The following is a 26,981-nucleotide window of genomic DNA, read 5'->3' as shown; positions in this document are numbered from 1 at the left end:
TGTAGACGTATCTTATTATTGAGTAAATTCAATGGATAAGTCTGATTACTTAGCATCATTACACCAAACCAAAGTAAACACAAATCAAAGCAATGGTGTCAAAAAAACCGTGTACAGCAACAACAAACCACAAATCGTATTTGCGCAAGTAGAATATCAGGGCTAAGATTGCTCCGACTGTCCCTGCAACAAGCTGCCCGGTAATTCCTTGATAACTATGCATAAAGCCAAAAAAGCAAGCAAGTAGTAGAATATTAAGCACAATACTGACTTTGCTTTCTCCAAAGAATTTTACAAATTGTCGCATGAAATAACCGCGAAAGATAATTTCTTCTCCAAATCCCGCAGAAGCCCAAACTATTAATAAAGCAACCAAACAGGCTGGAAGATTTCCTTTCAATTGATCAAAACTTGAATAATCTATTGGAACTCCTGTGAGTTTTGTAATTCCAGGAACCAATACAAAGACATAAAAAACAAAGAGCCCTAGTGCAACTAATGGAGCAAGTACAACTATGTTTTTGAATGTGAATTTTTCACGTTGAAAACCAAGTGCTGAAAATGGTTTTCCTTTGTATTCTATGTAATTCGCTATAATGATTAATATAGAAATAATGACATTTTCTATGTAGCTAATACGGATTGGTCCAAACCATAAAAAGCAGATGATTCCAATCGTAATTAATGGAATTAATGTTTGTCTTAAGGTTAGTTTATTCATTTTTCATTGATTTTGAATTCTAAGCGAAATAATGAACAAAATCTCTGAAAACCCCTTTAAATACTAATGTTTTTACTGAATGGTCGTGAATTTATAACTGAATAGTCGGTAGTTTTTGGCATCTTTTATTGAAACCAATTCATAAATGCTTTTCGCTTGTAACGACTGATATTGATTTCAGCAATTGAATCGTTTTCAACGGAAGCTTTTAATCGAATATGCAACTTGCCATTTTCAATCTTTTCAATTTGGTCTACTGCATCTTTGTGAATGATAATTTTCCGATTGGCTCTAAAAAACAATTGGTCATTTATTTTTTCTTCTAGCTCATTCAACGTAAAATCAGTGTTAATAGTAGTGCCATCATTTTGAACAGCGTATACAATCTTATTTTCGCTATAAAAGCATGCAATGTCCTCATAAGTAAGTTTGGTTGTTTTTGCACCACTTTCAATCGTGATTTCAGCACTTTTTATCGATGCTGCATACAAGCTGTAAATATCGCGTGCATAAACCAATATGACACCAATAAAACTCAGTAATAAGGTAAGTAACAAACCTACTAGTATATAATAGAATATTGTTTGTCCGCCTGCAATTATATTCAAAATAATATTTACAGGAATATACATGATGGTAATATATCCTAAAGTAGAAGCCAGAAACCGTGCAATAGTAAAAGTTTCTACTTTTTTAGAAAAATACTTCTTCTTGTAAAACTTAAAATTAAGATGCGCTATGATCCCAATGAAAGTAGATAAAATAATAGACGCCAGAAATCCTTCAACGGGAAATCTATACGATTCACTATCTGGAAAACTATCGCGTGATGCTAAATGATTGACCACTAAAGATAAAATTGTCAGTACAATTGCTATCTGAAACCAACGCCATGCAGAACTACTAATAAATTTATGCCTTTTTGTTTTTACTCTATCCTTTGTTGGTTGCGTAGTACTCATGAATTAGAAGCTCTTTATTTGTCAGATTCGAAAGTAAAGAATAATTTCTCTATAGAGTTTTTGCCAAGAATATTGGTCGTCATTCATTAAATTTATTTTTAGTATTTTTTCTCTTAATAAATCCAATCAAATTTTTGGTATGAAATTGTAAAAAAAGAAAGACCTGATTGGCAAAAAGTTGCTATGAAGAACATCCCTCGAGTATTTTTAGCAACTTGTTTATATAGATGTAAAATACACCAATACACCCTATATTGGAATAAAATCTATGTATTTGATAATCGTTTTATTGAACTTTAATTATTCTCCATCCACCATAGAGTTATCTCCCTGGCAAGTTTGGCTGAGTCTTCTTTTTCTATAGAAAATCCAAAATTCGCCGTTAGCTCATGATGAATTGACTTGGTAATTTTGTTTTTATCCGCTCCTTTGTAAAGCATACTTAAGCACATATGATTTAATGAATCAAATTCATCAGCAGGAGAACTTGGAATCAAATTCCAGGAGTTTATCAAACTCCTTAACTCCGAGAATTGAATCTTATATTCTTTTTTTAACTTATTGTTCATCGTTTATTTGAACTTTTGATAACTGGACTAGGGCTTTTCACAGGGTACAGTGTTGCACAACGTTTTTCACTCTTTTTCTTTAATCAACTCGTTTCCATAAAATAATATACTTAGGGATATAGCTGCACAAATAAATAAACCAGTATGAATTCCAGTTTGAAATCCATGTTTTACTGGAACAACAATGAAAAAGACAATTAATCCGAAACCAAACTTTAACATTCGTTCGATTCCATTCATTTTTTTCGTTTTCCAAACAATAAATAATGAAAAAAAGACACTTAGTAAGATTGCACCAAATCTACTATTTAAGTTTGCCTCTGAAACTAAAGTTAAGAAGCCGAAAGTACCCATGAGGGCAAAGTTGTAAACTAGAAGAAAAATTCCATGAATTACCATAACTCCGAGGTTTTTCCTCTTATTATCTTTTTCTTTATTTAATAGTTCTTCCAAATTTAGCTCAAGAACGGAACATATTAGGTTTAATGTTTTTCCGCGAGGGGCGCTTTTGTTGTTCTCAATTCTCTGAATTGTCCGTAGGTTAACCTTTGCTAACTCCGCTAATTCTTCTTGGGTAAGTCCTTTTAACTTACGCGTTTCACTAATTGTATTTCCGATTATAGTCATAATTTATGAATTTGCCCAAAATTATGTATGGAAGGATAATTTGGTAGCGGTTAGCCTACGTCATTCTTACGACATTTGACTTTATACGCCTTATTGTCAAAAGTGGATAGTTTGTCAAATGTTGTACAACTCATTATGTCATTATAAAATTATACTTTTATCCATTCAAGTTTCCAGATAAAACCATGCTTAGCATATTTATTCGGTTCTAAAATATCGTTTATTTAGACTTTACTCGTTTTTAGAGAACTTCATAGCAATTGGAACAGCGGTAATCTCCAGTAGCCGTTCCTAAGTAATATTCTTTCAATTTTCCAAAACTATGGTTACATTCTTTTCCGGAAAGCTCAAACTCTTTTTTTAATCTTTCAGCTTGGCCCATTTGTATGTTGCTCATTTTCTATCGTTTATTTGAACTTTAGAGAACTGGGTTAGTGCTTTTCATAGGATACATTGTTAGCAGTACTTTTCGCTCTATTTTTAATTTTATAACTATTATTAAGGTTATCAATATAGATTTCACAATCTTTAAAAAACCTGATTCCGATTCTTGGCTGGCTTGAAACATTTATTGTCGTATTAACATTCTTAAAATCCATATCCCCCAATTTTATCAAAGGCGCGATTCCGACTTTTTCTTTAATGGCCTGTAGTCCGCCAAGTGTATATCTTTCTCTTTCGTTGTCTTCAAAATCGTATTGTTGTAAAAATTGCTTTGCAAGTTTAGATTCCTTTGGTAGATTAAATTCCGATGATGAGCCAAAATCTATCACAACTTTATGCTCAATTCCGTTTATTGATATGAAAGTATATGGTGTGCCACCTTCTCGTTTGATTTGGATAGTCTGAAAGGTGTTGTCTACTAAATTTTCGTTTGAAATTCGCAACGTTTTATTCGGATAATCGATCAACCAATTCGCTTTGCTTATTATGGGCTGTCCTATAATTCCGCCAAAATTTGAAATTTGCTCTTTTAGGCCTTCTAAATTGCCGTTTCCAGCAAAAGTATTTTGAAACTCTATGTTACCAATCTTCATAGATTTTACATATTCATTGCCGAGTTTCATTTTTCGGTTAGATGCTCCGTTATAATTCCCAGTCCTTCCAATTGTTGAGTCTCGCTGAATAAGGCTATAATCTGCTCCAGTATCAAAAAGGAAATTTTTAGGAATTCCATCAATCTCAAAAGGCAAGATTATTACTGATTTAACAGTAGTGAATTCTGTTTCGAAGTTAAAATTCTGAGGTAGTACTTTCCCTTTTTTTTGGTTTTTAATTACTGAACAACTAAATGAAAGGAAGAAAATTATACCAAATAATAATATCTTTAAATTTCTCATTCTAAGTTTCAGTTTGGTTATTTATTTTATAGACGAAAAAACTGTCCAATGTCGGCCCGATGTATATTATTGCTCACAACGCGGATATATAATCGTTAACTAATATCGGAACAACTAATCAATGATTACGTATCCACTATATATTTGATCCTTTATTTAAACTTTAGTGAATCGGACTCTCAAGATATATATCCATAAAATCAAATTTAAAGCCCTTTATATCCCAAAAGACAAGCTATTATTAGCCATAATAATAAAATAAATGATATTATGACTAGAGTCGCAACCGGATCCCATTGGACTAAATTCCATAATCTTTTAGGCTTTTCTCCCATCGTTTTTTTGAACTTTAAAGAATAGGACTAGGGCTTTTCATAGGAGGTATTGTTAGTAAGTGTTTTTAAAAGATATAAACTCCAGCGCTCAATTGAATTACGGTATTAGTCCCTTTAATAAAATCTCTGCTTTCAATCGCTTTTGTAAATCCTTGATAGAGATTAATTTCAATAAAGAAGTCATGTATTCTTTGTCCAAGACCTAAATTAAGGCCAGCGTCAAATGATTGTTTAACACTTTGAAAGAAAAACGTATTTTTCTTGGAAACAAGAAAACCAATTTGAGGCCCAACCATCAAGTAGGTCCTCTCATAAAATTTCAAATTCAAAGGAATGTTCAAATAATCCAACTTTTCCCCAATTATATGATCGTATTCACCTCTATTGCCTTGCTGAGAATAAACCAATTTAGGCCTAAATTTCACTTTTTCAGACAAGTCCATTTCATAAAATCCACCTATATGAAATCCTAATTTGTCAGTGAAGTAGCTCTCTTTTAAAAATCCTTCGGATATAGATGAGTTGTTTAACCCAGTAAAAGCTCCAAGCCTTTTTTGGGAAGACCCAAGAAGGGGGATTAGAATCAATATTATCAATAATGTTTTTTTCATTTTAGCTCATCCTTTATTTGAACTTTCGTGAGACTGAAAATATTGGACCCGTCATTTTTCTGTAAGCCTGTCTAACGTTATCTAATCCTATTCCCAACTCAGTTATTTTTGCATCATCATATAATTCGGGACTTAACCAGTAATCAGATTTTATATTACATTTTTCAGCTAGATCACGATCAAAATGCCTCATCGGTATTGCAGCTGCAGACCAATACTTTACCAACAGTTCCTCCCTCTCTGGATTCCTTTCCAAACCTCTGTCCAAATCACGGTAATAAAGATAAGTTTCATTGAGAGCATTAAGAATAGCCCTTAACGCGGAGTCTTTTAGTTCGCGTCTGTCTTTAGACAATGTAGAAATGGGGCCAAGTATTTTGGCTAACCCGTTTAATAAAATGCTTATATCCATAATCTGTATTAAATTTCATTTAATTTTTCTTTCAATTTAATTGAGAAATTAATTAAAAGTGTGCACTCTTTTTCTAGCGACTTAAAAGTTCTATATTTTTTGATAAATCCTTCCGTGATTTTGGTTTTAAATTTGTCCAATTTTTCTTTATTATTTTTGCCTTTTAAAGTTTCTTCCTGACTTACAATCAAGGAAAGAATTGGTTTGCCATTTGCAAGTTTGAGTTCTTTTCCAAATTCAGATTTGAACACCTCAGACAAGTAAGATATTGGATATAAATCTTCTAAGGTGGAATAAGCAGGTAAACCTCCCAAAACATCTCTAAGAGTCAATACATTGTTTTCGCTAAAAGGATTCTTAACTTTTGAAATTATCTCTTTTTTTATTTTTCTTCCTTCTAAATCATCATCTAAAATTATTGTTGCAAGTATTTTCTCTTCGGCCAACAGTGATGCAATCGAATAGACTTTACTTGCTCCACCGGCGGATTTTATTGTGTAAGATGGGTTTGTTTTGTCTAATTTAAATAGATGATTAATAAGATTTTTATCTCCTGTTCCTTCCACCAGAAACACATTATTTGGAATTAGTTCTCTCATTAAATCAATACCGAAAGCCTTAGATAATACTTCCTCATCCACCATAGTACGTGAATCATCAATTTGCTCAATAGAAGTATTCTCGTCTTTTTGTACAACCCAATGTCTATCAACCGTAGTTGCATCAACCATGTAATGACTATGAGTAGCGATAATTACATTATTTTGCTTTCCAATTTTCAACAATTCATCTCTCATAAATCGGATGCCACTAGGATGAAGGTGAACCTCAGGTTCGTCTAGGAGTATAATTTGATTTTTTAAAGAATTATTTGTTGTCTCAACCGATAGACTTAGTATTAAAGATACGAACTGTTTAAACCCATCACTGCGTTGATTCATAGTGAAGTATTTGTATTTGACTTTCTTGTCTTCAATATGGACCTGACATTTACTCCCGTCTATTGAAACCTTCACATTGATTTTATGTTCCTTCCAAATTCTATTTACGTGTTTTGTAATAACTGAACTTAATGAATCTACAAGTTCTGCTTTTTTCGATGGTGAACCTAAGGCTAGAGTTATACATTCAGAAATTTCAGGCTGAGTTTTTTTTCCGTAGATGTGAAACATATTTTTCAAAGGAATGGAACTTGAGGGATTTGTGCTAAACTCTGTCAGTTCAATTGACTCGTTGATTAAATACTTTTCACTTGCCTTCCAAAAGACTATCTGGGGTATTTTTGAATTGATTGAAGCTTCAAGAGTGGTTGAACATATGGTTTCTAGAAGTTTTTTATCTAGAAGTTTTTGACCCTCTTTCAAAAGAGTTTTAGCCGTATTAATAGACATTTTAGATTTAGGTGTCTTTTCCAATGTCAATAAATCAATATTCTTGGTTTTGGTTGCTTTACCGTTTATCGTCTCATTAACTTCAATCACCACAAATCTATGCAGTTCAGGAATATCTTCCAACCTAAGGGTGCTTATCGAAGTAGCGACATCTTCTTCCGGGCCACAATAAATATTTTTAGTGAGGTCAGTGATTTTAATTTTATCTATTATAGATTTTAATTTGGGTTGTTCTTTTAACAAGATATCTTGATAGGGTTTCTGATTTTCAATTTCCAACCTAACCCAGAGTTCAACATATTCCTTGTTTTCTTGTGCCTCTTTTCTGCATATTAGACTGTAATCTTGTTCTTCAAAACCAGTAGCGATATATCCAATTGCCTCTAGAATATTGGATTTACCACTTTCATTTACGCCAACAAGAACAGCGGTAGAACTCTTATTTGTTCCGGTCCCGTAAGATAGTATAGGAAAAACTATTGATTCAATGCTTTTGTAGTTTTCAATTTCTATTGATTTTATTTTCATATGGTACCAGGAGTTGGTTATTTAAAAATCACTTTTTATGTTTTTTGCAAAACGCGTCTTCAATGTTTTGCCTCTCATCCCAAAAAATAATCCCACATTCCTTGCAATTTCGACGGCCTTGGATTGCTAAATATTTATAGAGGGTAGGCTTCGATTTAATACCTACCAACTTCATGATATCCACAATAGGCAAATTGTTCTCCTTATAATAAGATGCAGCTAATATAGCTTTTTGTTTTGCAATTTTATTAAGACCTTTCTTTCGACCTAGTTGAATTCCCCTTCGTCTGGCACTTTTAAGGCCGGCTGTGGTGCGCTCAATGATGATGTCCCGTTCCAATTGGGCGATGGCCCCAAAAAGGGTAATCACGAATTTGCCATGGGCAGAAGTAGTATCAATGAAGGGATCTTTGATGCTCTTGAACTTTACTCCAAGCTTTTCAAATTCGTCAACTAGTTTCAAAAGGTGGGATATGCTTCTTGCAATCCGGTCGAGTTTCCAAACGATTACGGTATCACCCTCACGTAACCTGCTCATCATCAGATCAAGGTCATGACGCTCGGATTTTGCTCCCGAGGAAACATCGCGATAAATGTTTTTTTCGACTACACCTTCCTTTAAAAGGGCATCGATCTGTAAGCCGGGATTTTGGGTCTTTGTACTTATCCTTACATAACCGAACAGCATATCTAGTATAATTATTCCTACAAAATTATACTAAGAGATTATACCGGAAAAATGAACTTGTCAGGAGTTATTAACCAGAAAAAATGAAAGTTCACAAATACGGTCGTTAGTTTTAAGTGTTTGGTTAAGCTTAAAACCCTTATCGAAAAACAGCGATACTCTACCATCCGAAACTAAAAAAGTGTGCATAGTTAAACTACCAATAAATCACTGTCCCACATACCACTAAGGTCAAATGTATAATGGTACAAATTAACTGTTTTTTTTAGTGGTTCTTATTATCTGTCCCATCTACTCTATTTATTAAAATGGCTAAAACGAAATACCAACTTGGTACAGGATTTTGAGATAATGTGTTAATTGTATGTGGTATTATGTCTTGTTCCCTCTTGGCCAAGAAGAGGATATGCTTATGACCGATTCGAAAAAGATGACAAAGAATCAAAGGTCAAAAAGTTAGGAATAATCCCCCTGCGGAAGTTGGCCACTTGGATCCTCCTAAAGTCGGTTACAATACCCAACCTCCTCGGGTGCGTGGCAAGAGCTTTCCTTTGGCATCGCTCTAGTCTTGCATTTTAAAGCCCCTTGCAACGGCCAGTCATGCTTTAAAATCACAAGTTTCGCTAGCCATGGAAAGCACTTGCTTTTGGCCATTCCAACCATCGTTAGAGGCCATTATTTTATTATCTTTAAAGTAATAATCAAATAGGTAATGAAAAATAGTATTCTTTTGGGTTTCTTTTTTGTTCTCTTAGCAGCCTGTCAAGATGATGATTTCTCCTTGGAGAACAGAGATGAAACAATAAAGGGGCAATGGAGTTTTAAGTCTATTACATTGACCCCGGCAATTGACCTAAATAATGACGGTATTCCGAATACTAATGGCTTTGAAGAGGTGGATACTTGTGTATTGGACGACTTATTCTTTTTTGGCGATACTGGTGGAGAATCTAATGTATTTAGAATTGATGAAAACGCCAGTCGATGTAATGATACCCCACAGGGAAGCACCACTAAGTTTCGTGACAATTACATGTTCAACGATGATAAAACGATTTTAAACTTTGTCGAAAGTGACATCACATATTTTGTTCAAGAAATTTCCGAAACCACCTTGGAAATAGAATTTGATGAAGTGATTGAAGGGCAGACCATTCGTGTGAACTACATTTTTTCACGGGATTAGTTTATACTCTAATAACCGAACCAAAACTTTTATCGGACCAAATTCCATCGTTATCCTGAACTTCGATTTCAAAATCTTGGTCTAAATAACGTAAACGACTTTCCCGAGCTTCTTCCTCTAAACGCCAGTAAATGTCCCCCTGAGTATTGGTTTCCAATTCATTAAAATTCTTGACAATTGTTTCCCACCGATTGTCTTGCCGATTAAAGATTCGTATTCTGACTGTAGTTATGGTTGCACCATCAAAGGCTCGGGATTCGCCAAAACCAGCTCTTTTGATATACATCCGTACCCGGTAATCGCAGCCATTTAACCCACCACAATTGACATTCTCTTTTTCTGCTCTCCCAAATGCAATGGGTTTCCTATTCACATTCACCACGATGTTCTCGACGTTTGTGTTGCCTAGATTGTCCCGAACCGAAACCGTAATGATATGGGTTCCATTGGCATAATCCAAAGGGGTGTAATTGAAAGTATTATTGCCTGTTGAAGCAGGAAGGTAAATACCAGGACTAATTCCACCGAAATTGAATGTGCCGTTTTGATCGGTGACCAGTTGAATCTCATAATTCACATTCAAATCGGTCCTATCTGGATTAATGACCACATTAAGACTTTCGGTCAATGTTTCTTTAACTGAAAGGTTGGCTGGTACACTAATTTGAAATCCAATAGTGTTAAAGTTAATATTTATGGTTTTATCTTCAGTTATATTGTTTGAAGATACTACTCTAAATGTCACTTGATGATTTCCGACAGAGTTACCAGTATAAGAGCCATTAAATGTTCCGGGTACATTTGTCAAGGCAATGTTCTCACCAGGGTTATAATCCACCCCTCCAATAGTCAAAACTCCATCACCATTGCTGGAATAGGTCATATTGTAGGTCAATTGTTCCACACCTTGTTGGTTTAAAGTGAAACTTAATGGTATGGTTTGAAATACAAAATCATTGGTGTTTGCTGCAACTATATCCAAACTGAAATCCGTAGCTTCAACGTCTATGAATAAACGTATTTCTTCTTCTTGTCCTGTAACGTTTCGAGTAAAGAAGGTCATATCTATCCTACCGGCTTTAGTAGCTTCAAAACTCCAAGTATAGTTACCCGGACCTTCCGATGTCTCATAGTACGTATTTGGTGCCAATTGGGTACCATTTGATCCACGAATTAATCCTTCGCCTTGGTTTATTATATAGCGGGATTCATAAGTTGTAGCACCTATACCTGTTTGGTTTATAATGAAATTAAGATTTGTAGTTTCCGTAATGAACAACTCATTGTTCGAAGCACTGCCTGAAAAATTAAAGTCAATACTGACAAAATCAATTTCAGTACTAATTTCTTTTTCTATATTGGAAGTTGACTTTACTTTAAAGGTCAATGTGTGCCTACCCTCACTTATGCCGGTGTATGTAAGTGCATTAGATTCTTTGATGAGTGCGAACTGTTGGCCAGCTGTATAATTCTGCCCGGCTATTTCCATTGAACCCGTGCCAGACGAGGAATAAAAACCTGTATAGGTGTCTCCCGTAGCACCTAATTCGTTTATTAAAAGAGTAATGTTTATTGAACTGCCCACGAAAGCTTCAATAGCCGCTGGTGTAACGGTTAGGTCATAATCGCGTTCGGACACTGCAATAGTAAGTTGGCGTTGTCTTTCAACACCAGTCTCATTTCTCACAAAGAATATCATTTCGATACTACCTGGTGTACTGGATTCAAAATCCCATGAAAAATTACCGGTAGGTACTGGAGTAAATGTATTTGGAGCGACTGTTTCACCTCCTGAAGTAATCGTGCCATTACCTGAAACTATTTCATATCTCATTTGGTAAGATGTCCCAGAAGGATTAGATTCGGTAATGTTGAAATTTAGGTTGGTGTTTCCACCTAGGTCAATTTCATTTTTTTGAGGTGAGGCAGTAAAGGAAAACTCAATTTCTTCCACAGTGATACTCAAAGTATCTCTTTGTGTCTGACCGTTTTGGTCTCTAGCTTCAAAAATCAGTTTATTAACACCCGTTTCCTTAAATTCTCCTTTTAAGCTAAAAGATCCAGGTTGCATTTCAGCAAATTTTCCAGTTTCAACAGGGATTTCCGATTCTTCCTCCTCGTTTAGCAAATGTATATTTCCTGACCCTTGGATAAAATAAATGTTACGCTCATACTTGGCATTTATGTCAAATCCGGTATTGGTAAGTAGCAAAGAAATGGGTACTTCTTCATTAATGTTGATGGTGTTGGTAGTAGTAGAAGCCTTCCAGATGAAAGGATTATGCTCTACCAAATAGTTTAAGGTTACCGTTTTCTCCAATCCATCGCCATCGGAAAACGTTACCTCGACTTCCTTTGAACCAATGGTAGTTGCCATGAAGTCAAGTGAAAATGTCAATTCGTTCAGGGGTATCCACTCCCTTTGCGCTAGGATTGATCCATCTAATACAAAGTTTCCTGAACCATCTTTCGACTCATACTTAAATTGATACGATTGCGTATGTACCAAACGTTCTGGAACCACTGAAAATGAAATGTTCTCGGGAAGGTTAACTGTCGCTTTATCCCTGTAAGTCATTGAAATAATATAGTCGAAGCTGCTAATAATCTCAACATCTTTGTCACAAGTAGTGAAAATGAATAGACATAAAAGACCAATTAGTGGGGTAATTTGTTTTTTCATATGTTCTCAACTTTTGAAGGGCCGGCCCTAAAACAATATATATCGAATACCAACCCCACCGAAAAAGGCAAATTGACCTAAATCACTTGAAGGATGGTAGTATTGATTTACTTTTCCAATTATTGAAAATGACTCTGTAAAATAAAAATCCAATTCAGCACCAACAAAGCCACCATAAATGAACTCAGAAGTGTTACTAACTAAGGCTCCCGTAGCGAGTTCCTGTTGCCCATTATTTACAATTTCATATCCGACTACTGGCCCAGCTCCCAAGGAAGCAGTAAACTTTCTGTTGAGCGCTTCAATGACATTATTAAAGTAGCCAATATTTAGGGTGAAATTGTTATAGGGAACAGTGTATCCCTGTTGATTATCCTCCGCAAAGGAGAGGAAGACGGCTCCCTGAATGTATTTGAACCTATTTAAATAGTAGTTGTACCCTGCATTTACGCCATAACCATCCTCAACTATCCCACCGGTCAATTCCAAACTACTGGCGTAATTTTGCGCTTTTAATTGCTGCCCTCCAAGAAATATGGAAAGAATACCAATTAATAGGTGCGTATATTCTTTACTAGTCCTCATTTTCCAAATTTTTTAGGTCGATTTATCAATTGGTGTTCAATGTCAAGACTAATATTTCTATTTCCATTCAACTCATCCAATTCCAATACGAGGTGCTTGTTCTTGTCCAAGGTGAACTTTTCGAAAATCAAGACAAAAGAGGCCGAGGTGTTGCCCTTGACCCTTGTGGGCTGTCCATACCTGAATAGAGGCTGGAATTCGCTTTTTTGGTTACTACTACTTTGTTTGTAATTGGTGCCAATAAAGGTTTTGAGGAAATTGATATCCAAATCTATAGGCTCTTTGTTCTCTAGTGTAAATAGAAAATAAAGCTCCTCACGATCATAATACACTCCTTTTAACCATATAAAAATATCCCCGACTTTTGAAAAATATCGTGCTATATTACCCTTATCAGAAATATGGTTCTTACATTTTTGCTTTAAATAGGCTATTCTGTCTTCTTCATATAAAGAAGTTGATAATGGCGTAATTTTAAAATTTTCTTCCCTACCGTTGGTCAATATATCAATATCGTTTGGCAATGCGGTATCCTCATTTTTAATGATTTCTGCATCAGTCCCTTCGGAATGATTTATCGATAAGCTGATCTCGGAGAAATTATCGGCCATATCCTTAGTGATATTCCATCTTTTGGTTTCAGGAATAGCTACCAAATCCAAAATAAAATCGTAGGCCAGTCCGTTTTTTGTATATACCGTATAATTGGTGTAGTCCTGTTTGTCCGGTGCAATATTGTTGTAGGCAAGCATGACGATGTGGTCCGCCTTTTCGGAAGTACTCTTCGGGAAAGATTCAATAAAATTCAAATCCTTGCCATTAATGGAAAAGGAATAGGGCTCCGGTAAAACCAAAATGGTTTTATAATCTTTGGAAACCTTTATCGTATCGATTTGTGCGAACATAAAATCGCAAAAACCGATTATAAAAAGTATTAGATAAATATGCCTCATTCGATGGTCATTAAAAGTTCGTGATCGTTGATTAATAGAATTTTATCCCGTTCTCTAAGTTTTTTCCTTTTTAAAAAAGACCCAAGGCCCGTCACAAGGCTGTTCAAATTCCCACCCAATTCATTGGTGAATTCGTTGTTTATTTCGGTTACTGCCCTATTTTGGGTTTCTGCCATGTACTCCCCCCAAAGGCCTCCCGCTCTTTCGCTATAAATTCCTTCCATTCCATCCCTATAATCTTTTAATATTGCCTTTATGGGAATATGGTTGATATTGTCCGCATCCAAGAGTACACGATTTCCCTGTACAGAAGCCAGTGCATAGAAAAAAGTATTCTTTGGAATAATTTTGCCTTCATACTTAAAATCTTCTGTTACAATAAGTTGAACCCTGTCATCAGGCAAAACAAATTGATCTCGATATACTTTTACCCGGACTTGAAGTAAAGTTGATTTTTCAGTCCTTTTTTCAGCTAACAATGAAGGTGGATTTAGACTGTTGGTTTCGAGCATTTTTTCCTTACCCTCACGCAATAGTTCTCGGTAGTTAAGTCGCGCTTCCAAAGTTTCATCCATTTTACCTCCTTGTCCGTTGTTACCTTCCATACCGTTTTTTTCTTGAGCTGGGCTTCCTTCAGATATAACAGATTGATTTTGTTCTAAGTCAAAAGAAATATCTTCCAATTCCTTTAGGACTTTTTTTAAAGAATCCTCCTTTTGCGCTTTTTCAAGTAATTCCGGAGAACGTTCAGTTTTGGAATTTTGGTTATCTTCCTTCGTAGTGGATTGCCTCCATAGGGCCTCGTCTTCCAACTTTGTCGATTTTTCAGCATTCGATGAAGGAAGGGAAGAATTAAACCCTTTAGACTCTTCCGAGTCTACTGATATGGATTGGTAATCCTTTATATTTTCAATGACAAAGAAGCTACTGAGCACTAAAACTATGGGCAATGAAATTGATAGGGTTTTATGCTCAATCACCCAATCCTTAAAACCTTGTATTTTAGATTTAAAGTCTATCATTACTTACTTTGTTACATCTGAATTATCGATTACCTCAAAGTCCATGATTTTCATTCCATTTAAATTATTGGCCGTTACCCCTGTTTCCTTTATAAAGCCCTTAGTAAACAAATTTCTATAAGTTGTATTTTTCCCTTTTTCTATGGATTGTTTTCCGTAGTAGGTAAAGGGAAATGGATACTTCGAATAATCGACTACAACTGAATCAAGTTCAATAAGATAGCGATAGTCGTTCATAACAACATCGTGAAAATATTTTTTTTCGACCAATCGTACATATAACCGTTTACCTGAGTTGTCGACCATATAAAGAGCCCTTTTTTCTATGTTATCTCTTATATGATCTAAGTCCGGCTCAAGGGAGAAGAAAAGCTCATGAAACTGGCGAATATGTCCTTCAGTGAGCAATGTGAGTTGCTCTCTAGAGTTCGTTATAGGTTCAATAGGTGTTCTTAGACCTCCTTGGATGACATAGGCATTAAATCGAGCCTGTTTATGTGCATTATGTATTAAAACCATTGAAACGATTACCGTTATCAGCACCACCCCTAAGGCCAAATAAACCAAAATGCGATTTCTCTTTTGATTCCGTTCGATATCATTAAAAACGTAATACTCATGTTTCATTTTCTTACTGTGTTAAGGTTCTTATGCCCTTTGATGCACCTCCAGTTTTGGCATCGATTACGGTATTAATTGCCTTTTTTCCGTAGTGTTTAGGTTTCGAGACCATATTACCGCCAGAAATATTCAACCCTTGCACGACAAAATTGGCTAGGGTAGGGGCCTTTATGTAAAAAAACGAGGTCATTAATATTAAAAGGGAAGCGGTTAGCACTATACCAATATCTTTAGCATTGTTTTGAAGCAAGTGAGTAGTTAATAAATCAACTAATTCAACCATAAATGCGTCTACCACGTACAACATTGGAACCCAAAGACAAACGCTCATAAATTTTTGCAGCCATGCTTTAAAAAGACCTGAAAGAGCAGGGATGAAGGAAAGGCCAATATTTATAGGGCCAAAAATGATAAGAATGAACAAATAGATGATGGAGAGCGACTTGATACCCACAAAAATTATAGACGATACTACATGGGCAATTGAGGTAATACTGCCCGAAAGTCCCGCCATTGCGAGAGATTGAAGGGCATTCAAATCAATACTCAATAAATTCCATTCAGCTGTGGATTGTGCAAAGGACTCTATTTGTGCTTTGGCCACATTCGCATTAATCGTGTCCCAATTCTTTTCAGTGGTAACAAAGGATTTTCCTAAGTTGTCATAAAACTCAAAAATGGCAAAAGCAAAAACTTTGTAATTGAAAAGTATAAACAACAGCGGAAACCACTTTAGGGCTTTCCATACATCACCCCTGTCTTGACCGGCAAAGTGCTGGATTGCAAATATGCCAATACCTATTTTTGCAAAGTGGAAACCGACCGATAAAGTTGGACCCAATGAATCAAAAGCCTCCTGAAGGTATTCATCAAAAAGCGTATTGACCAAGAATCGAAAACCAGAACTCTCTTGCATAATAACTAATTAATTTATGGTGATTACCGTTTGAATGGCTTTACGATGTTCATTTCTTTGAGCTAACTTCTTGTTGAGTTCGATTACTCCGTTCAAAACACCTTCCATTTTTTGTACAATAGTTTGAATTTGGGATAGGCGTGCCGAAGGATCTACCAAATCGGGAGTTGAAGCCATAGTTTTTGCATGTACGAGAAGGGTTGATAAACTAGCGATCATTTCACCTAAATAGTTCTCAGCTTCCTTGCGTTCTTTTTCATCCAAAAAACTATAGTCATCCAAGTTTTTTTTCGCACCATGGTATGCTTCTAGTATTTTTTCCTTTAGGTGTATTAGTTGGGCCATTTCAGGAGCAGCCAGAACAAAACTTGCAGCTGTTCGCTTTGCGGCAATTTCTTGGGATATGCTCTGAGATGAATTTGTGGTTGCCGTTACGTTTTTTTGCATCAACTTGATCAAAGTTGCCATATTTCCATTTAATGAAGAAATCTGCCCTTGCAATGCCATAATGTTTTTGTTTAGAAGTACAAGCTGACCATTTGTTGCAGCGTCTGTAACAGGAATTTGGGCCAAGCTTAATGAAGGACTAAGTATGAGTGTAATTATAATTTTTTTCATTAGGACTGGTTTTTGTTAGTTAGTTCTTTATAGTCAAGTGCTGTTTCTTCCCAATTGTTCTTATTTTTTTCCAAGAGGGAATTAATAAGCGCTTTTTCATTGGGATTAGTTTCAAAGAGACATTTTGTAGAAATTGAGGTTTCTAGACCATAAACAGCTACCTTTTCTTTCCAGCAAATGGCAATTTCCCGATATTTTCTTTTTGCAGAAATGTCCTTGTTTAAAGACAAAACCATTTGTTTTTGCTTTACGGTCAAGCCTAGAATTTCTTGAATGTCATCAAAGGCGTTGGAATACTCGGCCATGTCAAGCAAAACCTTTATGTGGCTGTTTACTACAAGGGTTTTTCCTATATGCTTTGAAGTAATAAAGTCGTCTACTTTTTGGGAAATAAAAATGGGTTGTCCCCCATATTTCCTTGCCATTCTTGACTGTGCGTTTAAGTACTGTGCCATGATTTCGTTGTCAAAAAGATTCCATGCTTCGTCAACATTCAAAATCTTATTGATATTTAATTTTTTAGGATCTTTAAGTTTTTTATTAAAGACATCCATCAACAAGAAGGAGATAATGGGAAATAACTGTTGGTTCTCTATTAGGTTACCTAGTTTGAAGTAAATCCAGCGTTCTTCAGTTAGCTTTGATATTCTTTCATCTTTGCTGTTTAAAAGATATTCACGGGGTCCTCCATCAGCATAATTCCCTAAAATCATTAAAGCCGTATTGGAATCAAAAGTTTGGGAGTTAATCCTATGCTTCTCCAGTAATGCAGGCAGCGCATCTACACAATAGCTATAAAAACTATTGAATCCATAATCTGATTGATTTTTATCTTTAGACTCTTGGTAATAACCACTGATTAAACGCTCAAAAATGGTTTGATGGATAATGCTGTTTGATGTGGTGTTCGTATCGCTATTCTGATGGCCCAAAATAAGCTGGAGCAATACAATCAATTGGGTCAGTTTGTGCTCTCCCAGTTGAAGGTTGTTTTGATTGATATGATAGTCCTGTTCGTCCAGCACAAAGGGATTGAACGAAAAGGGCCTATCGTCATCGTGTTCTATGGTAACCCCATCCAAATAGCCTGTTAGTTTGTCATAGGAATTACCATTTTCCAATATGATAACCTCCGCACCTTCTCGATACTCAGCATATAAGTAGGCATTTGCAAAATAGGTTTTTCCACCACCTGAGCCGGAAGCTATTAACATACCCCGATTAAAAATCCAATGATTTTTTTCAGGTTCCCTATATAGGCTTACCAACAAGGGTTTATGTGTTGCACGATCAATCATTCGAAGTCCATGCAAGCCATGAACTGGATTTTTATATCCACCCTCTGAATAAAGTAGGGAAGCAGCCATTTTGGAGGACATTGGGCTATATAATTCTGAACTTATACCGATACCATTACCCAAAATTCCTGCAAAGAATAAATTTTTTCTGTCCACAGAATTGGCCTTGACATGAACCCCTATCTTTTTGAAAGCTGATTTGATGGTATTGCACATCATTCCGAAGTCATTATTACGATCTGCATACCCCAAGACATTTAAATGGTAGTAAACCAATTCTTGATGATCTTCAATCAAATTTTGCTCAAACTGCTGTATTTGGTTTCTATAAATACTGTTCTTATCCCCTTTACGATTGTTTGCGTATTTGTTTAATCTTTTTGCCCGTTTCTTAAGATTGTTGATGCCGGCTTCTTTTGGAGGCAAGTATATATATTGGTTAATGATGTGTTCGTAAGGTATTTTGAACCCTAAAGAAAAAAGATTGCCAATAGGAAATGGATGCTCATCAGAATGATATTTGCCATAATAACTATGGTCAAAAATGGCCTCGGTTTCAAATTGGTCTAGATTTTCCAAAGTAAAGAACTGACCTTGTTTCTTTCCATTAAATAACGTTGCATTCTCAAAATCAATATCAACACCGGAACCCTCTTCAAAAGTTGCTTCCAAATAATTCGAATAGTAACCATCTTTTTCAAATAAGTGCTCAAAACTGACTATTGTTGAACTTAAGAGTTCACTTTCATTAATGAGTTGATTGATGGCCATAGCCTTTAATCTAAAAGCCTCCAAGACGGTCTTATCCGAATATTCTTTAGGTATTATGCCATCGAACAAACCATTTTTAACTTTTTTTAAATAACCATTAGCACCCAGCGGATTGCTTTTGAAATAATTCTTAGGTACCAGATGGAGCCCGAGAAAACAACGATGGTTCAAAAAGGGTCTGTGTGTAAAATGTAACTCATCCTCGGATTCAAAAAAATCCCTGTCAATTCTCGTTTTGTCAAGTTTATACCGGTCGGTAAAGAACAAGTCTTGTTTATGCACCAAAGTGTTTTCTTCCAAAGTGCTTATAATATTGGAGAATAGGTGATTGAATTTGGCATACTCGTTCTTATCCAAAGAGAATATTTCTGGGAGCTTTAATTCTAGTGGAATACAAAGACACCCTTTTTCCTTCGATACTAGGATAGGTGATTCATACCCATAAATTGGAAATGCATCTTTTAGGCTTAACGTATCCATTTCAATAACATTTTTTTGTTTACGGTTCCTTTGATAAAAGTAGGTCTGGCCTTGTCAGCCCTTGCCTTTAGATATCCACTTTCACCAAACGAAAATGAATAATAAAGCATTAGAAGAAAATAGCCACATGCAGCTAATAAGGATACTACAAATCCAATTAAGGTTGTGGTAAACGCACCCAAGATCATTCCAAGTACAAGAGAAAGGAATATGCCTTTAAATGCTTGGTCCACATATTTAGCCTTTAGGCCAAAGAAGGTAACGTCCTTCTGTAAGGCCTTTGGAATAGGATAATATTTATCTTCCATGACTACCTAGATAGGTTCTCGCCTATTTCCAATAGTCCATAGAAAATTACCAAGCCAACTATGATATTTCCGACTTTTTTAGTCAGGTCTTGACTTTGTTCCCGAACAATCAAAAAGGTAACCGCAGCAATAGCGATTAAAACGGCCGCAGCAATTTTTATTATTCGAAAAATACTATTTCCTATTTGTGATGCACCTTGCTCGGCGGCATTTACTTGGTTTACCAACTCATTAATTTGAGCATGGGTTTCAAATGGGAGTGATAATAGGATACCACCAAAAAGGAGATACTTAATCTGGTGGTGGCTGACCTTCCTCTTTCTCAGGAAGGTCGACATTTCTGATAACCTTGAGTTTTTCATTTTTTTTAGGAATTAAGGATTCGGTATCTTTTTCGGACGTTCCAAAAATGTCTAACAGTTCCGAACTGCTTACATTTTTATCAACATGGTTGAGTAAATGGTCCATGTCTAAATCTTCAAAAGATGAATTATTTACAAATATATTAGAATTTTGCACATCTGAAAGAGAATCGGGATTTTTTTTCGATTTGTTTTTTTTCAAAATAACAAACACGATGATATACCAAAGAATGCTGAGTGCACCAATGGTCAACCAAACAATATGTTCCCAATTCAAATTCAAAGGGTATGTAACACTTTTAATAAATCTTCCAATTTGTTTGTATGGTAATCTTCAAGTACTTTCCGCATAATATCATTTCTTGACAGTTTTTTATTGAGTTTGTAATTAACGGTCCTTGTTAATTCCTCATAGTCATCAAAACACTGCTGACTTAACCTAAAGATAAATTGTTCTTTTCTATCTGAAAAGTTTTCTTGGCCCAAAAGGCTTTCCAGCTCAATAATCTTAGGATGTTCTTTAGTCACTTCTGTATTTTGATAGTTAAGTTCGGAATAATCTGGCATTTCGCCAGAATATCTGTTCCTTTCACTATGAGCTCGATTTAAAATGGGAACGGTTTTTTCATTTCGTTGCGCTTTTAAGCCCTTTACGGTTTCTGCCAAATTAATTTCATCGTTCATTGCCGAATTCAGCAAGCTGCTTACATTTACTTTTTTAGCCATTGTTATTGATTTAAAATAGTGATTACTTCGTTAATAAATTCATTCAGTTCCATTTCACCGTTTTCACGGGATTCTGGTATAGGTAGTAGGGTATTGCGATACTTCTCTCTATAAATAGTCCTGTCCATCACCACTGATTTCATAAGCGGCATGCCTGATTTTTCAAAACCTCGTCTTATTGCAGCAAACTTGTTTACTTTAATTTTTTCGTAACGATTGAAAAACAAGTTGATTCCACGTAATATCCGATTATCGTTTTCTAAAAAATTATTTTTTAAAGTTTTATAAAAGATTACGGTGCTATTGATTTCTAGTTCATCCAAAAAGAAAGGGATAAATATATGTTCTACATAAAGAAGCCCTTTTACCATCTCCTCATTAAGATTACCAGGAAAGTCCAAAATAATGAAGTCAACCTTACCATAATACGTTTTGATAAGGGAATCTAATTCTTGGACGTTTGATTTTTTGATCGGATATAATTCAACTGTAAGCTGTTCCGTCTCCGAAAGTTCCTTTAAATCTCTTTGCCTCTTTTTGTATACGGAATATTGAGGATTGTCCAAATCTATAAGAACCACTTTTTTGGCATGGTTAAAGAATAGATTAGTGGCTAGTATAATATTAATGGTCGTTTTGCCACTACCTCCTTTTTCACTTGCACAGGATATAATTGTTGTTTTCATTTTATTAAGTTTAGGCATCATATGACCATATCGTCATATGATGCTATATATGTTTGATTATATGTTTATAGCTGTATTGCTAACATTAATGCACTATTTAACTATTGCTAGCGCTATTGCTTAATTCAACTATTGGTATCGATAATGCATTATATAAATAATGCTAAATCTATTGATTTAGTACTTCAAATGAATATTGCTCTATAGCTATCTATATAGCTCTGAACTAGTTGAAAAAATGCTGAAGAAATAGTAAGCGAATGTTATTTTTAGTACGAAAAATGCTGATGTATTACAGAGAAGATTTGAATTCTTTCATAGCCTCTAGCGTTTTAGATTCCATTTCAAGGAATTTCTTTTGTAAATCTTCCTTATAGGCCATATTTTCAATCAAACTGCGTTTCGGTACAAAGTTGTTATCCGGAAGTAAAATCCAGATAGGATTATACCCTAAAGTATAGTAATAGAGGATAATTTTGATGGAATTCACCGTAGACATTCCGCGTTCAATATTAACCAAAGTATTACGGTCTATTTGGAGTTTTTCACTCAATTTCGTTAACGAAAAATCGCTGAAACGTTTATCTGAAATATCGTCTATTTCAATCAATTCAAGTCGTATCTCTTTTAAACGTTCTCCGATATAACCAAAATCCTTTGAGTCAAGTTTTATAATTCCTTCAATATCCATCATTCATAACTTTCAATAGGAAAAGAAGAAAAAGGCTCTTCCATTTCCGTATCATATTCTTCCTGCAATGTAATCAAAGTTTCTAAATCATCCATGGACAAGTTGGTTTGGAAGTCCTGCATGAAAGATTTGGCAGCTTTATCAGAATTACTCATTGCATTAGCCATTTCACTATTTATTTTTTCTTCATCAAATATTGCATTTTTCAAAGATTCACCGGTTAGCGATGAATATTCATTTTTTACTAAGTTGTCAACCTCCCTCATGATATTTTCAAAGTTCTGGTTGGATACCTTCTCTATTTCGCATTCAATAAGATGCTCCCCAATGATATTTGAGAATAATTTTCTTATTGCTTTTTTTGGGTCTCCACTGGATATTGCTTTTATTAGTTTATACTGATGTTTCACTAGGTTGAACCGTTTAGCCAATCCTTTCATCTGAATCGTTTGAGCGAGATTGCAATCATGTTCATCTACACAAGTAAAGAACAAGGTGTTGGTCAATGAAACTTGCCCATTCGTTTTTTTGAACAGCGATTCAAAAAATAAGACATCAAATGTATTGTTCATCTCCTTGAGAAACTTAGCATGTTGCAGTTGAAAGTCTTCGGGTATGAAATCCCTGATTAAGGGAAGTTCATAGCCCATAGCTGACTTTTTCGCACTAATATCTGGTTCTAATTGTCCAAAGCACTTCTTCTCCTTGATTTGATGCTCAAATGTATCCGCAACAATGCCTGCAAAATATCCAGTGGACATCGTCGCAATTTTACTTCGAGGTAATAAATCCATCATTTGTGTACTTATATTGGTGCCGACATCATTGGAACTTGTGTTTTTACTTATTTGCTCTTGGTGTATTTTACCGAATAGCTCATTCAACCTTCTTGCCGTCTCCCCCTTGGCAGCTCCACAGATTATATTAGCGCAGTTATCGTAAATCACTTCCGCCATATCTTTGCCGTAATCCAAAACTAACTGGGTGAAGCTTTGGATGCCCAAAATGGCGGCTATTTTGTTTTCCCGACCGGTATCGATAATTGTTCGTAAAAGCATGATGAATAATGTAGGCAGCTCATCTAAAATTAAAGCCATGGGCCGTTTTTGCGGTTTGTTGACTTTTTTCATGAGTCCGTTCATGTACATGCCCAATGCCGCGGAGTAGACTTGTTTCCGTTCAGGATTGTTTTGTAATGATAGTATCTTTGGCTGGTCCGGATCGTTAATCTCCAAAGTAAAATCATTGCCCGACATGACATAAAAAATCTCTTTAGTCGCCAATTTTGATAAACTGATTTGAACAGTACTTGTTTGACCGGATAGTTGTTCCATAGCTTTCTTTTCCAAGGCATCCTTAAAAGGCACCAAAATTTGACGCACTTCTTTGTCTTGCATCATAATTTTCATAAGCAATTCCACTTTAACCGTAGAAAGTATCGAGAGATGTCCAGGAGTACATATATCCATTTCCAGTTCATCTGCTTTTTTCTTCAAATACCAAATGCATGCCCCAGTAAAACTAATGGCACTTCTAGAGAAATAGTCCTGTTTTTGAATCCATTCTGGATTCAAGTTCTTTAATAGGGTTTCAGCGATGTCAATGGCATCCGATTGGTTGGTTATTAGATTCTGATGCATGGGATTACAACGGTGCGTCATTCGAAGATCGTCAAAACAGATAAAGAACATTTCAGGATAATTGCCCCATGAACTAGTGCCTTTTATTTTGGATTCCATTAAATAACCATACGCTTTTTTAGTCAGGGAGTTGAATTTGAAATCATAAATAACCATCGCAAATCCCTTACGAATCAATTGCCCCATTATTTCCTCGATAACGGAAAAGGACTTGCCACTGCCTGGAGTTCCAATTACCAATAGGGCACGAAATAAATTGACATAGTTTATCCAGCCTTTTCGCTTTCTATTTTTATGGAAATAACTATAAGGGATATTTACTGAATGAGGAGTGTTGATGTAATCCTCATTCTGCAAAAAGGTCTCATTACGCTCATTAAAAGGATCATTTTTCGCCAAATTGTCAAAAGCCATAAGCTGAAACAAACGCATGCCATAGGTCATGGTTCCTAAATATCCCAAGGCAAATAGTAAGAGTCCAAGCATTTGGGTGTTTATGGTTACATTTATTTGCCAAGTTGATAAAAACAGTAATCCATTGGCCATTATAAAACCTATAAAAGTTGGTGTTTTGGGTATTTTATTATCTCTCTTTGGTCTGTAAATCATGATACCTCCCATTAGCAGTCCTATTAAAATACACCTAGACATGATCCCTGTTGCCGGTATATTTGAGGTTCTAAGAAAATTATAGATCGAATCAAAAAAATGCTGAGGACCAAACAAATGTTGAAGCAGTGGGTGATATTCCATGGTCACGACAAGTAAGAAGTATGCCGCTGAAAGATACATTCCAGTATAACCCTTATTTCTTTCTTCCATGGCTTGCACTTTTGATATTTTCTTGATGAGTTACCAGTGTCTTTTTTTTACGGAAGAAAGCGGTTATTTCTTCTTTGGATATCCATCGATAGGCTGTCTCCCCAATATCACATAGCACCTTTTGCTCGCCGACCATCATTACTTTTCCAATAGGGGAATAGTTGCCTCGGGGCTTACTAACATGAACAGCCCAAAGGGATTTGTCTATTCCTTTGGAAATAGAACTTACATCCATAAGCTGTTCATGAGTTTTAAACCATATCAAATCATCATTCCAGTCTTTATGTAGAGGCGGTTTTTGAATTTGAATCTTTGGGCCTTCTAATGCACTTGTGAGTACCGAAAAAAAACCATCCCAATACCAACGGGACCCGTATTTACCATGACCAAGAAGAAGAATGTTCTCTAATTGTATTTCTATTATCAGGGTTTCTTTAAGGGAAATGACTTTTGCAGGTTGCTGACCAATTTGTTGATTTATATTGGTTAACCCAGTCTTCAATTCTTCTCCAAATTTTGTTATTTCACGGCCTCGTATTTGAAGTTTCACCTCGGAGTTTTGTCTATGTAGAACAAAATCATTTTGTTTCTTCTCCCTATCCATGAGACTTTTTAGGAAATACATATCAAAATAGAATCCGGCTATATCATGGTCGAAACCTAATTTTATGGGTAGTTTGTCGTTAGGGTCAATTTTGTTTTTCCACAGGAAAAATTGTTCCAGTTTCCTTTCGTCCAATTGCCCGTTAAATGCCAAGTAAAATAGATTTGGAAAACCTTTCGACTCATGAAAGGCCATGGCATCGAAGCCACTTTCAAAACAGGCTATGGCTTTTATGTTTGCTGTTGGATTGGATGCAAAAAGAAAATGGTATTCTGAATTCATTACCCTTCGGAACTTTTCAAGTTTATTTTTTTTAGGGCTCCAATATGGCTTATTGAACAAGATGTAATTCTTAATGTTACCTTCCGTGTCCGTTAAAGGCAAAGCAATGTTGGTGATTTGATTCCCTTTTGTATAATCGTAAATACCATTAAGTACTTTATTATTAAAAGCCTCTGATTCTAAAGTTTTTAAGCTTAACCCTCTCTCTTTTATTATATAGTTCCACCTTTTAAGGGGTTCAATTAAAAACTTAGCCTCCAAATTTGTTGATTTCTTGGCGCGTAATACATGGTTAGTTTTCACTTCGGAATAGTGACTAGCATTGATGGCTTCCAAGCCTAAAGTAATAGCAGTGTAAAAATTAGTGGAACGTTGAAGTAAATAACTAAAGAACCAACCTTTATCTTGGGTATCATTCCTATTGAAGTAGGAAACCGGATTTCTTTTTGTGTTAAGGACAATACGCTCTTGGTCTTTTCCATATTCTTTGGATCCAACACTGGATTTAAGTAAAGCATAGCCCTTTACATGTAAATATCCAGAAAAGTCGACTTCTTGGTTGATTTTGGAAATGAGCATCCTATAATGCATCCTATTGTCTGCATAGTTTTTCATAATGATAAAGTGAGTTGATAAAAGAACAAATGGTGAAGTACCCATCATTTAATAAGATGGGGATAGAAAAAAAGGCCGGAGGAAATTACCGGCCTATTACATTTCTAAATTTTCATTCGCTGGCTAGAACTCTTTTTTTTTTCGTCGGTGACTATCTCAAGATTCCTTGCCTTTTCCAGTTGCAGGTTTTTCGTTATGAAAATCTCATTTCTAGGGGTGTAGGAAACCAAATATGGCTTGGTGCCTTTGGACTTTGTCTTGATTTTGATTTCAATTTCTTCCCCTTGGTTTAACGCCTTTGCTTGCGTGGCAGTCAGTTTAGAACCATACAAATATGTGTTGGGTGTTAAAGCTGATTTTGTTCTGATATCCAGAAGCTTTGGCTCATAATAGGCGAGCTTTTCAAACAATTCACCATCCTTGGTAATCCCTTGAAAGAGGACCACTTCTTTTTTAGAGACCATACGTTCAAATTCATTGGGGCTAAATTTGTGGTTATACGCTATGGCTTGGTCTAAAGTAACTTGATTTTTTCGTTTAAACTGTACAAACAAACGAGAACCCATATTGGGGTCATATACCATTTGAACCATTTTAGAAGTTTCTTTAAGCTCTCCGTCTGATAAGTACGTGGAGACATAAAAATGTTCCTTTCCTTGGGCCAAGTTATCCTTTACATTTTCAGGCAATTTCTCAAAACTGATATATTGACCTTCTAGTTGCTCTTTTACATCACCATAGGCATAGCGTTGCGCAGGGTTTTGTACTACCTCCAACCATTTGCTTTCTTTGTCTATGCAAAAGCGCTGTCCATCTTGTGTCAGGACATTCACCTTGCCTTCTTCTTCGTTGATAATGTTTGCTTTTTGCCATTTTTGGTTCACTTTCACGAACACTTTTTCTAACTGATTTTCCATTTTTCAAATTT

28 protein-coding genes are annotated in these 26,981 nt (G+C 35.5%); 1 reads left to right on the top strand and 27 read right to left on the bottom strand.

Annotation, left to right across the window (positions count from 1 at the left end; all coding sequences use genetic code 11):
- Positions 1-58 precede the first annotated feature (58 nt).
- The 10 genes from HPE63_RS14845 to HPE63_RS14800 all read right to left on the bottom strand — a co-directional run bounded on the left by HPE63_RS14845 (position 59) and on the right by HPE63_RS14800 (position 8,184).
- Positions 59-721, bottom strand: coding sequence for a CPBP family intramembrane glutamic endopeptidase (locus tag HPE63_RS14845; protein ID WP_188315074.1), 663 nt, complete (start codon positions 719-721; stop codon positions 59-61).
- A 125-nt stretch (positions 722-846) separates the two neighbouring features.
- Entirely contained in the window at positions 847-1,683 is an 837-nt protein-coding gene (locus HPE63_RS14840; protein ID WP_188315073.1) for a LytR/AlgR family response regulator transcription factor, read from the bottom strand.
- Positions 1,684-1,979: 296 nt separating this feature from the next.
- Positions 1,980-2,252 (bottom strand): hypothetical protein, encoded by a 273-nt coding sequence (locus HPE63_RS14835; protein WP_188315072.1) that lies wholly within the window; start codon positions 2,250-2,252, stop codon positions 1,980-1,982.
- Between the two features lie 66 nt (positions 2,253-2,318).
- On the bottom strand, positions 2,319-2,879 hold the full coding sequence (locus tag HPE63_RS14830; protein ID WP_188315071.1) for a helix-turn-helix domain-containing protein: 561 nt from the start codon (positions 2,877-2,879) through the stop codon (positions 2,319-2,321).
- Positions 2,880-3,120: 241 nt separating this feature from the next.
- Positions 3,121-3,276, bottom strand: a complete 156-nt coding sequence (locus HPE63_RS14825; protein WP_188315300.1) for a hypothetical protein — start codon at positions 3,274-3,276, stop codon at positions 3,121-3,123.
- Between the two features lie 34 nt (positions 3,277-3,310).
- Positions 3,311-4,219: a pepsin/retropepsin-like aspartic protease family protein gene (locus tag HPE63_RS14820; RefSeq protein ID WP_188315070.1), complete on the bottom strand. Its 909-nt coding sequence runs from the start codon at positions 4,217-4,219 to the stop codon at positions 3,311-3,313.
- Positions 4,220-4,619: 400 nt separating this feature from the next.
- Complete coding sequence (locus HPE63_RS14815) at positions 4,620-5,165, bottom strand: outer membrane beta-barrel protein (protein WP_188315069.1); 546 nt, start codon at positions 5,163-5,165, stop codon at positions 4,620-4,622.
- A gap of 13 nt (positions 5,166-5,178) precedes the next feature.
- Entirely contained in the window at positions 5,179-5,577 is a 399-nt protein-coding gene (locus HPE63_RS14810; protein ID WP_188315068.1) for a hypothetical protein, read from the bottom strand.
- A gap of 8 nt (positions 5,578-5,585) precedes the next feature.
- Entirely contained in the window at positions 5,586-7,496 is a 1,911-nt protein-coding gene (locus HPE63_RS14805) for an AAA family ATPase (RefSeq protein WP_188315067.1), read from the bottom strand.
- Positions 7,497-7,524: 28 nt separating this feature from the next.
- Positions 7,525-8,184 carry a recombinase family protein gene (locus tag HPE63_RS14800; RefSeq protein WP_188315066.1) on the bottom strand — a complete coding sequence of 220 codons (660 nt, stop codon included), beginning with the start codon at positions 8,182-8,184 and terminating at the stop codon, positions 7,525-7,527.
- Between the two features lie 712 nt (positions 8,185-8,896).
- Here HPE63_RS14800 and HPE63_RS14795 point away from each other — a divergent pair.
- Positions 8,897-9,370, top strand: a complete 474-nt coding sequence (locus tag HPE63_RS14795; protein ID WP_188315065.1) for a hypothetical protein — start codon at positions 8,897-8,899, stop codon at positions 9,368-9,370.
- Between the two features lies 1 nt (position 9,371).
- Here the strand turns inward: HPE63_RS14795 and HPE63_RS14790 are convergent, their stop codons facing one another.
- From HPE63_RS14790 to HPE63_RS14710, 17 genes are all read right to left on the bottom strand, one after another.
- On the bottom strand, positions 9,372-12,053 hold the full coding sequence (locus tag HPE63_RS14790; protein ID WP_188315064.1) for a TraQ conjugal transfer family protein: 2,682 nt from the start codon (positions 12,051-12,053) through the stop codon (positions 9,372-9,374).
- Positions 12,054-12,080: 27 nt separating this feature from the next.
- Positions 12,081-12,638, bottom strand: a complete 558-nt coding sequence (locus HPE63_RS14785) for a conjugal transfer protein TraO (RefSeq protein ID WP_188315063.1) — start codon at positions 12,636-12,638, stop codon at positions 12,081-12,083.
- A complete protein-coding gene (locus HPE63_RS14780) occupies positions 12,635-13,591 on the bottom strand; it encodes a DUF4138 domain-containing protein (protein ID WP_188315062.1) in 957 nt (318 codons plus the stop codon). The genes HPE63_RS14785 and HPE63_RS14780 overlap by 4 nt, the downstream gene beginning before the upstream one ends.
- A complete protein-coding gene (gene traM, locus HPE63_RS14775; RefSeq protein WP_188315061.1) occupies positions 13,588-14,613 on the bottom strand; it encodes a conjugative transposon protein TraM in 1,026 nt (341 codons plus the stop codon). The genes HPE63_RS14780 and traM overlap by 4 nt, the downstream gene beginning before the upstream one ends.
- 3 nt (positions 14,614-14,616) lie before the next feature.
- Entirely contained in the window at positions 14,617-15,240 is a 624-nt protein-coding gene (locus HPE63_RS14770) for a hypothetical protein (RefSeq protein WP_188315060.1), read from the bottom strand.
- Positions 15,241-15,244: 4 nt separating this feature from the next.
- Positions 15,245-16,150 (bottom strand): type IV secretion system protein, encoded by a 906-nt coding sequence (locus HPE63_RS14765; protein WP_188315059.1) that lies wholly within the window; start codon positions 16,148-16,150, stop codon positions 15,245-15,247.
- Positions 16,151-16,159: 9 nt separating this feature from the next.
- Complete coding sequence (locus HPE63_RS14760) at positions 16,160-16,768, bottom strand: hypothetical protein (RefSeq protein ID WP_188315058.1); 609 nt, start codon at positions 16,766-16,768, stop codon at positions 16,160-16,162.
- Entirely contained in the window at positions 16,768-19,317 is a 2,550-nt protein-coding gene (locus HPE63_RS14755) for a TraG family conjugative transposon ATPase (RefSeq protein ID WP_188315057.1), read from the bottom strand. Before HPE63_RS14755 ends, HPE63_RS14760 begins: the two co-directional genes overlap by 1 nt.
- Positions 19,305-19,625: a DUF4133 domain-containing protein gene (locus HPE63_RS14750; RefSeq protein ID WP_188315056.1), complete on the bottom strand. Its 321-nt coding sequence runs from the start codon at positions 19,623-19,625 to the stop codon at positions 19,305-19,307. The genes HPE63_RS14755 and HPE63_RS14750 overlap by 13 nt, the downstream gene beginning before the upstream one ends.
- A gap of 2 nt (positions 19,626-19,627) precedes the next feature.
- Positions 19,628-19,987 (bottom strand): hypothetical protein, encoded by a 360-nt coding sequence (locus HPE63_RS14745; RefSeq protein ID WP_188315055.1) that lies wholly within the window; start codon positions 19,985-19,987, stop codon positions 19,628-19,630.
- Complete coding sequence (locus HPE63_RS14740; protein WP_188315054.1) at positions 19,917-20,270, bottom strand: hypothetical protein; 354 nt, start codon at positions 20,268-20,270, stop codon at positions 19,917-19,919. The genes HPE63_RS14745 and HPE63_RS14740 overlap by 71 nt, the downstream gene beginning before the upstream one ends.
- A complete protein-coding gene (locus HPE63_RS14735; RefSeq protein WP_188315053.1) occupies positions 20,267-20,713 on the bottom strand; it encodes a hypothetical protein in 447 nt (148 codons plus the stop codon). The genes HPE63_RS14740 and HPE63_RS14735 overlap by 4 nt, the downstream gene beginning before the upstream one ends.
- Positions 20,714-20,715: 2 nt before the next feature.
- Positions 20,716-21,399, bottom strand: coding sequence for a ParA family protein (locus HPE63_RS14730; protein ID WP_188315052.1), 684 nt, complete (start codon positions 21,397-21,399; stop codon positions 20,716-20,718).
- Between the two features lie 292 nt (positions 21,400-21,691).
- Positions 21,692-22,093, bottom strand: coding sequence for a helix-turn-helix transcriptional regulator (locus HPE63_RS14725; protein WP_188315051.1), 402 nt, complete (start codon positions 22,091-22,093; stop codon positions 21,692-21,694).
- Positions 22,090-24,552, bottom strand: coding sequence for a TraM recognition domain-containing protein (locus tag HPE63_RS14720; protein ID WP_188315050.1), 2,463 nt, complete (start codon positions 24,550-24,552; stop codon positions 22,090-22,092). Before HPE63_RS14720 ends, HPE63_RS14725 begins: the two co-directional genes overlap by 4 nt.
- Positions 24,536-26,053 (bottom strand): hypothetical protein, encoded by a 1,518-nt coding sequence (locus HPE63_RS14715; protein WP_188315049.1) that lies wholly within the window; start codon positions 26,051-26,053, stop codon positions 24,536-24,538. Before HPE63_RS14715 ends, HPE63_RS14720 begins: the two co-directional genes overlap by 17 nt.
- Before the next feature lie 104 nt (positions 26,054-26,157).
- Complete coding sequence (locus tag HPE63_RS14710; protein ID WP_188315048.1) at positions 26,158-26,970, bottom strand: hypothetical protein; 813 nt, start codon at positions 26,968-26,970, stop codon at positions 26,158-26,160.
- Positions 26,971-26,981 lie beyond the last annotated feature (11 nt).

The sequence above is a fragment of the Maribacter arenosus genome (genome assembly GCF_014610845.1).
In the GTDB taxonomy this organism is placed as follows: Bacteria; Bacteroidota; Bacteroidia; order Flavobacteriales; family Flavobacteriaceae; genus Maribacter_A; species Maribacter_A arenosus.
This window is presented reverse-complemented; position numbering and strand designations above follow the sequence as displayed.

What these genes read in the sequence shown, in the direction of transcription:
- HPE63_RS14845 (WP_188315074.1), bottom strand. Translation starts at nt 721, where the DNA reads ATGAATAAACTAACCTTAAGACAAACATTAATTCCATTAATTACGATT.
- HPE63_RS14840 (WP_188315073.1), bottom strand. Translation starts at nt 1,683, where the DNA reads ATGAGTACTACGCAACCAACAAAGGATAGAGTAAAAACAAAAAGGCAT.
- HPE63_RS14835 (WP_188315072.1), bottom strand. Translation starts at nt 2,252, where the DNA reads ATGAACAATAAGTTAAAAAAAGAATATAAGATTCAATTCTCGGAGTTA.
- HPE63_RS14830 (WP_188315071.1), bottom strand. Translation starts at nt 2,879, where the DNA reads ATGACTATAATCGGAAATACAATTAGTGAAACGCGTAAGTTAAAAGGA.
- HPE63_RS14825 (WP_188315300.1), bottom strand. Translation starts at nt 3,276, where the DNA reads ATGAGCAACATACAAATGGGCCAAGCTGAAAGATTAAAAAAAGAGTTT.
- HPE63_RS14820 (WP_188315070.1), bottom strand. Translation starts at nt 4,219, where the DNA reads ATGAGAAATTTAAAGATATTATTATTTGGTATAATTTTCTTCCTTTCA.
- HPE63_RS14815 (WP_188315069.1), bottom strand. Translation starts at nt 5,165, where the DNA reads ATGAAAAAAACATTATTGATAATATTGATTCTAATCCCCCTTCTTGGG.
- HPE63_RS14810 (WP_188315068.1), bottom strand. Translation starts at nt 5,577, where the DNA reads ATGGATATAAGCATTTTATTAAACGGGTTAGCCAAAATACTTGGCCCC.
- HPE63_RS14805 (WP_188315067.1), bottom strand. Translation starts at nt 7,496, where the DNA reads ATGAAAATAAAATCAATAGAAATTGAAAACTACAAAAGCATTGAATCA.
- HPE63_RS14800 (WP_188315066.1), bottom strand. Translation starts at nt 8,184, where the DNA reads ATGCTGTTCGGTTATGTAAGGATAAGTACAAAGACCCAAAATCCCGGC.
- HPE63_RS14795 (WP_188315065.1), top strand. Translation starts at nt 8,897, where the DNA reads ATGAAAAATAGTATTCTTTTGGGTTTCTTTTTTGTTCTCTTAGCAGCC.
- HPE63_RS14790 (WP_188315064.1), bottom strand. Translation starts at nt 12,053, where the DNA reads ATGAAAAAACAAATTACCCCACTAATTGGTCTTTTATGTCTATTCATT.
- HPE63_RS14785 (WP_188315063.1), bottom strand. Translation starts at nt 12,638, where the DNA reads ATGAGGACTAGTAAAGAATATACGCACCTATTAATTGGTATTCTTTCC.
- HPE63_RS14780 (WP_188315062.1), bottom strand. Translation starts at nt 13,591, where the DNA reads ATGAGGCATATTTATCTAATACTTTTTATAATCGGTTTTTGCGATTTT.
- traM (WP_188315061.1), bottom strand. Translation starts at nt 14,613, where the DNA reads ATGATAGACTTTAAATCTAAAATACAAGGTTTTAAGGATTGGGTGATT.
- HPE63_RS14770 (WP_188315060.1), bottom strand. Translation starts at nt 15,240, where the DNA reads ATGAAACATGAGTATTACGTTTTTAATGATATCGAACGGAATCAAAAG.
- HPE63_RS14765 (WP_188315059.1), bottom strand. Translation starts at nt 16,150, where the DNA reads ATGCAAGAGAGTTCTGGTTTTCGATTCTTGGTCAATACGCTTTTTGAT.
- HPE63_RS14760 (WP_188315058.1), bottom strand. Translation starts at nt 16,768, where the DNA reads ATGAAAAAAATTATAATTACACTCATACTTAGTCCTTCATTAAGCTTG.
- HPE63_RS14755 (WP_188315057.1), bottom strand. Translation starts at nt 19,317, where the DNA reads ATGGATACGTTAAGCCTAAAAGATGCATTTCCAATTTATGGGTATGAA.
- HPE63_RS14750 (WP_188315056.1), bottom strand. Translation starts at nt 19,625, where the DNA reads ATGGAAGATAAATATTATCCTATTCCAAAGGCCTTACAGAAGGACGTT.
- HPE63_RS14745 (WP_188315055.1), bottom strand. Translation starts at nt 19,987, where the DNA reads ATGAAAAACTCAAGGTTATCAGAAATGTCGACCTTCCTGAGAAAGAGG.
- HPE63_RS14735 (WP_188315053.1), bottom strand. Translation starts at nt 20,713, where the DNA reads ATGGCTAAAAAAGTAAATGTAAGCAGCTTGCTGAATTCGGCAATGAAC.
- HPE63_RS14730 (WP_188315052.1), bottom strand. Translation starts at nt 21,399, where the DNA reads ATGAAAACAACAATTATATCCTGTGCAAGTGAAAAAGGAGGTAGTGGC.
- HPE63_RS14725 (WP_188315051.1), bottom strand. Translation starts at nt 22,093, where the DNA reads ATGATGGATATTGAAGGAATTATAAAACTTGACTCAAAGGATTTTGGT.
- HPE63_RS14720 (WP_188315050.1), bottom strand. Translation starts at nt 24,552, where the DNA reads ATGGAAGAAAGAAATAAGGGTTATACTGGAATGTATCTTTCAGCGGCA.
- HPE63_RS14715 (WP_188315049.1), bottom strand. Translation starts at nt 26,053, where the DNA reads ATGAAAAACTATGCAGACAATAGGATGCATTATAGGATGCTCATTTCC.
- HPE63_RS14710 (WP_188315048.1), bottom strand. Translation starts at nt 26,970, where the DNA reads ATGGAAAATCAGTTAGAAAAAGTGTTCGTGAAAGTGAACCAAAAATGG.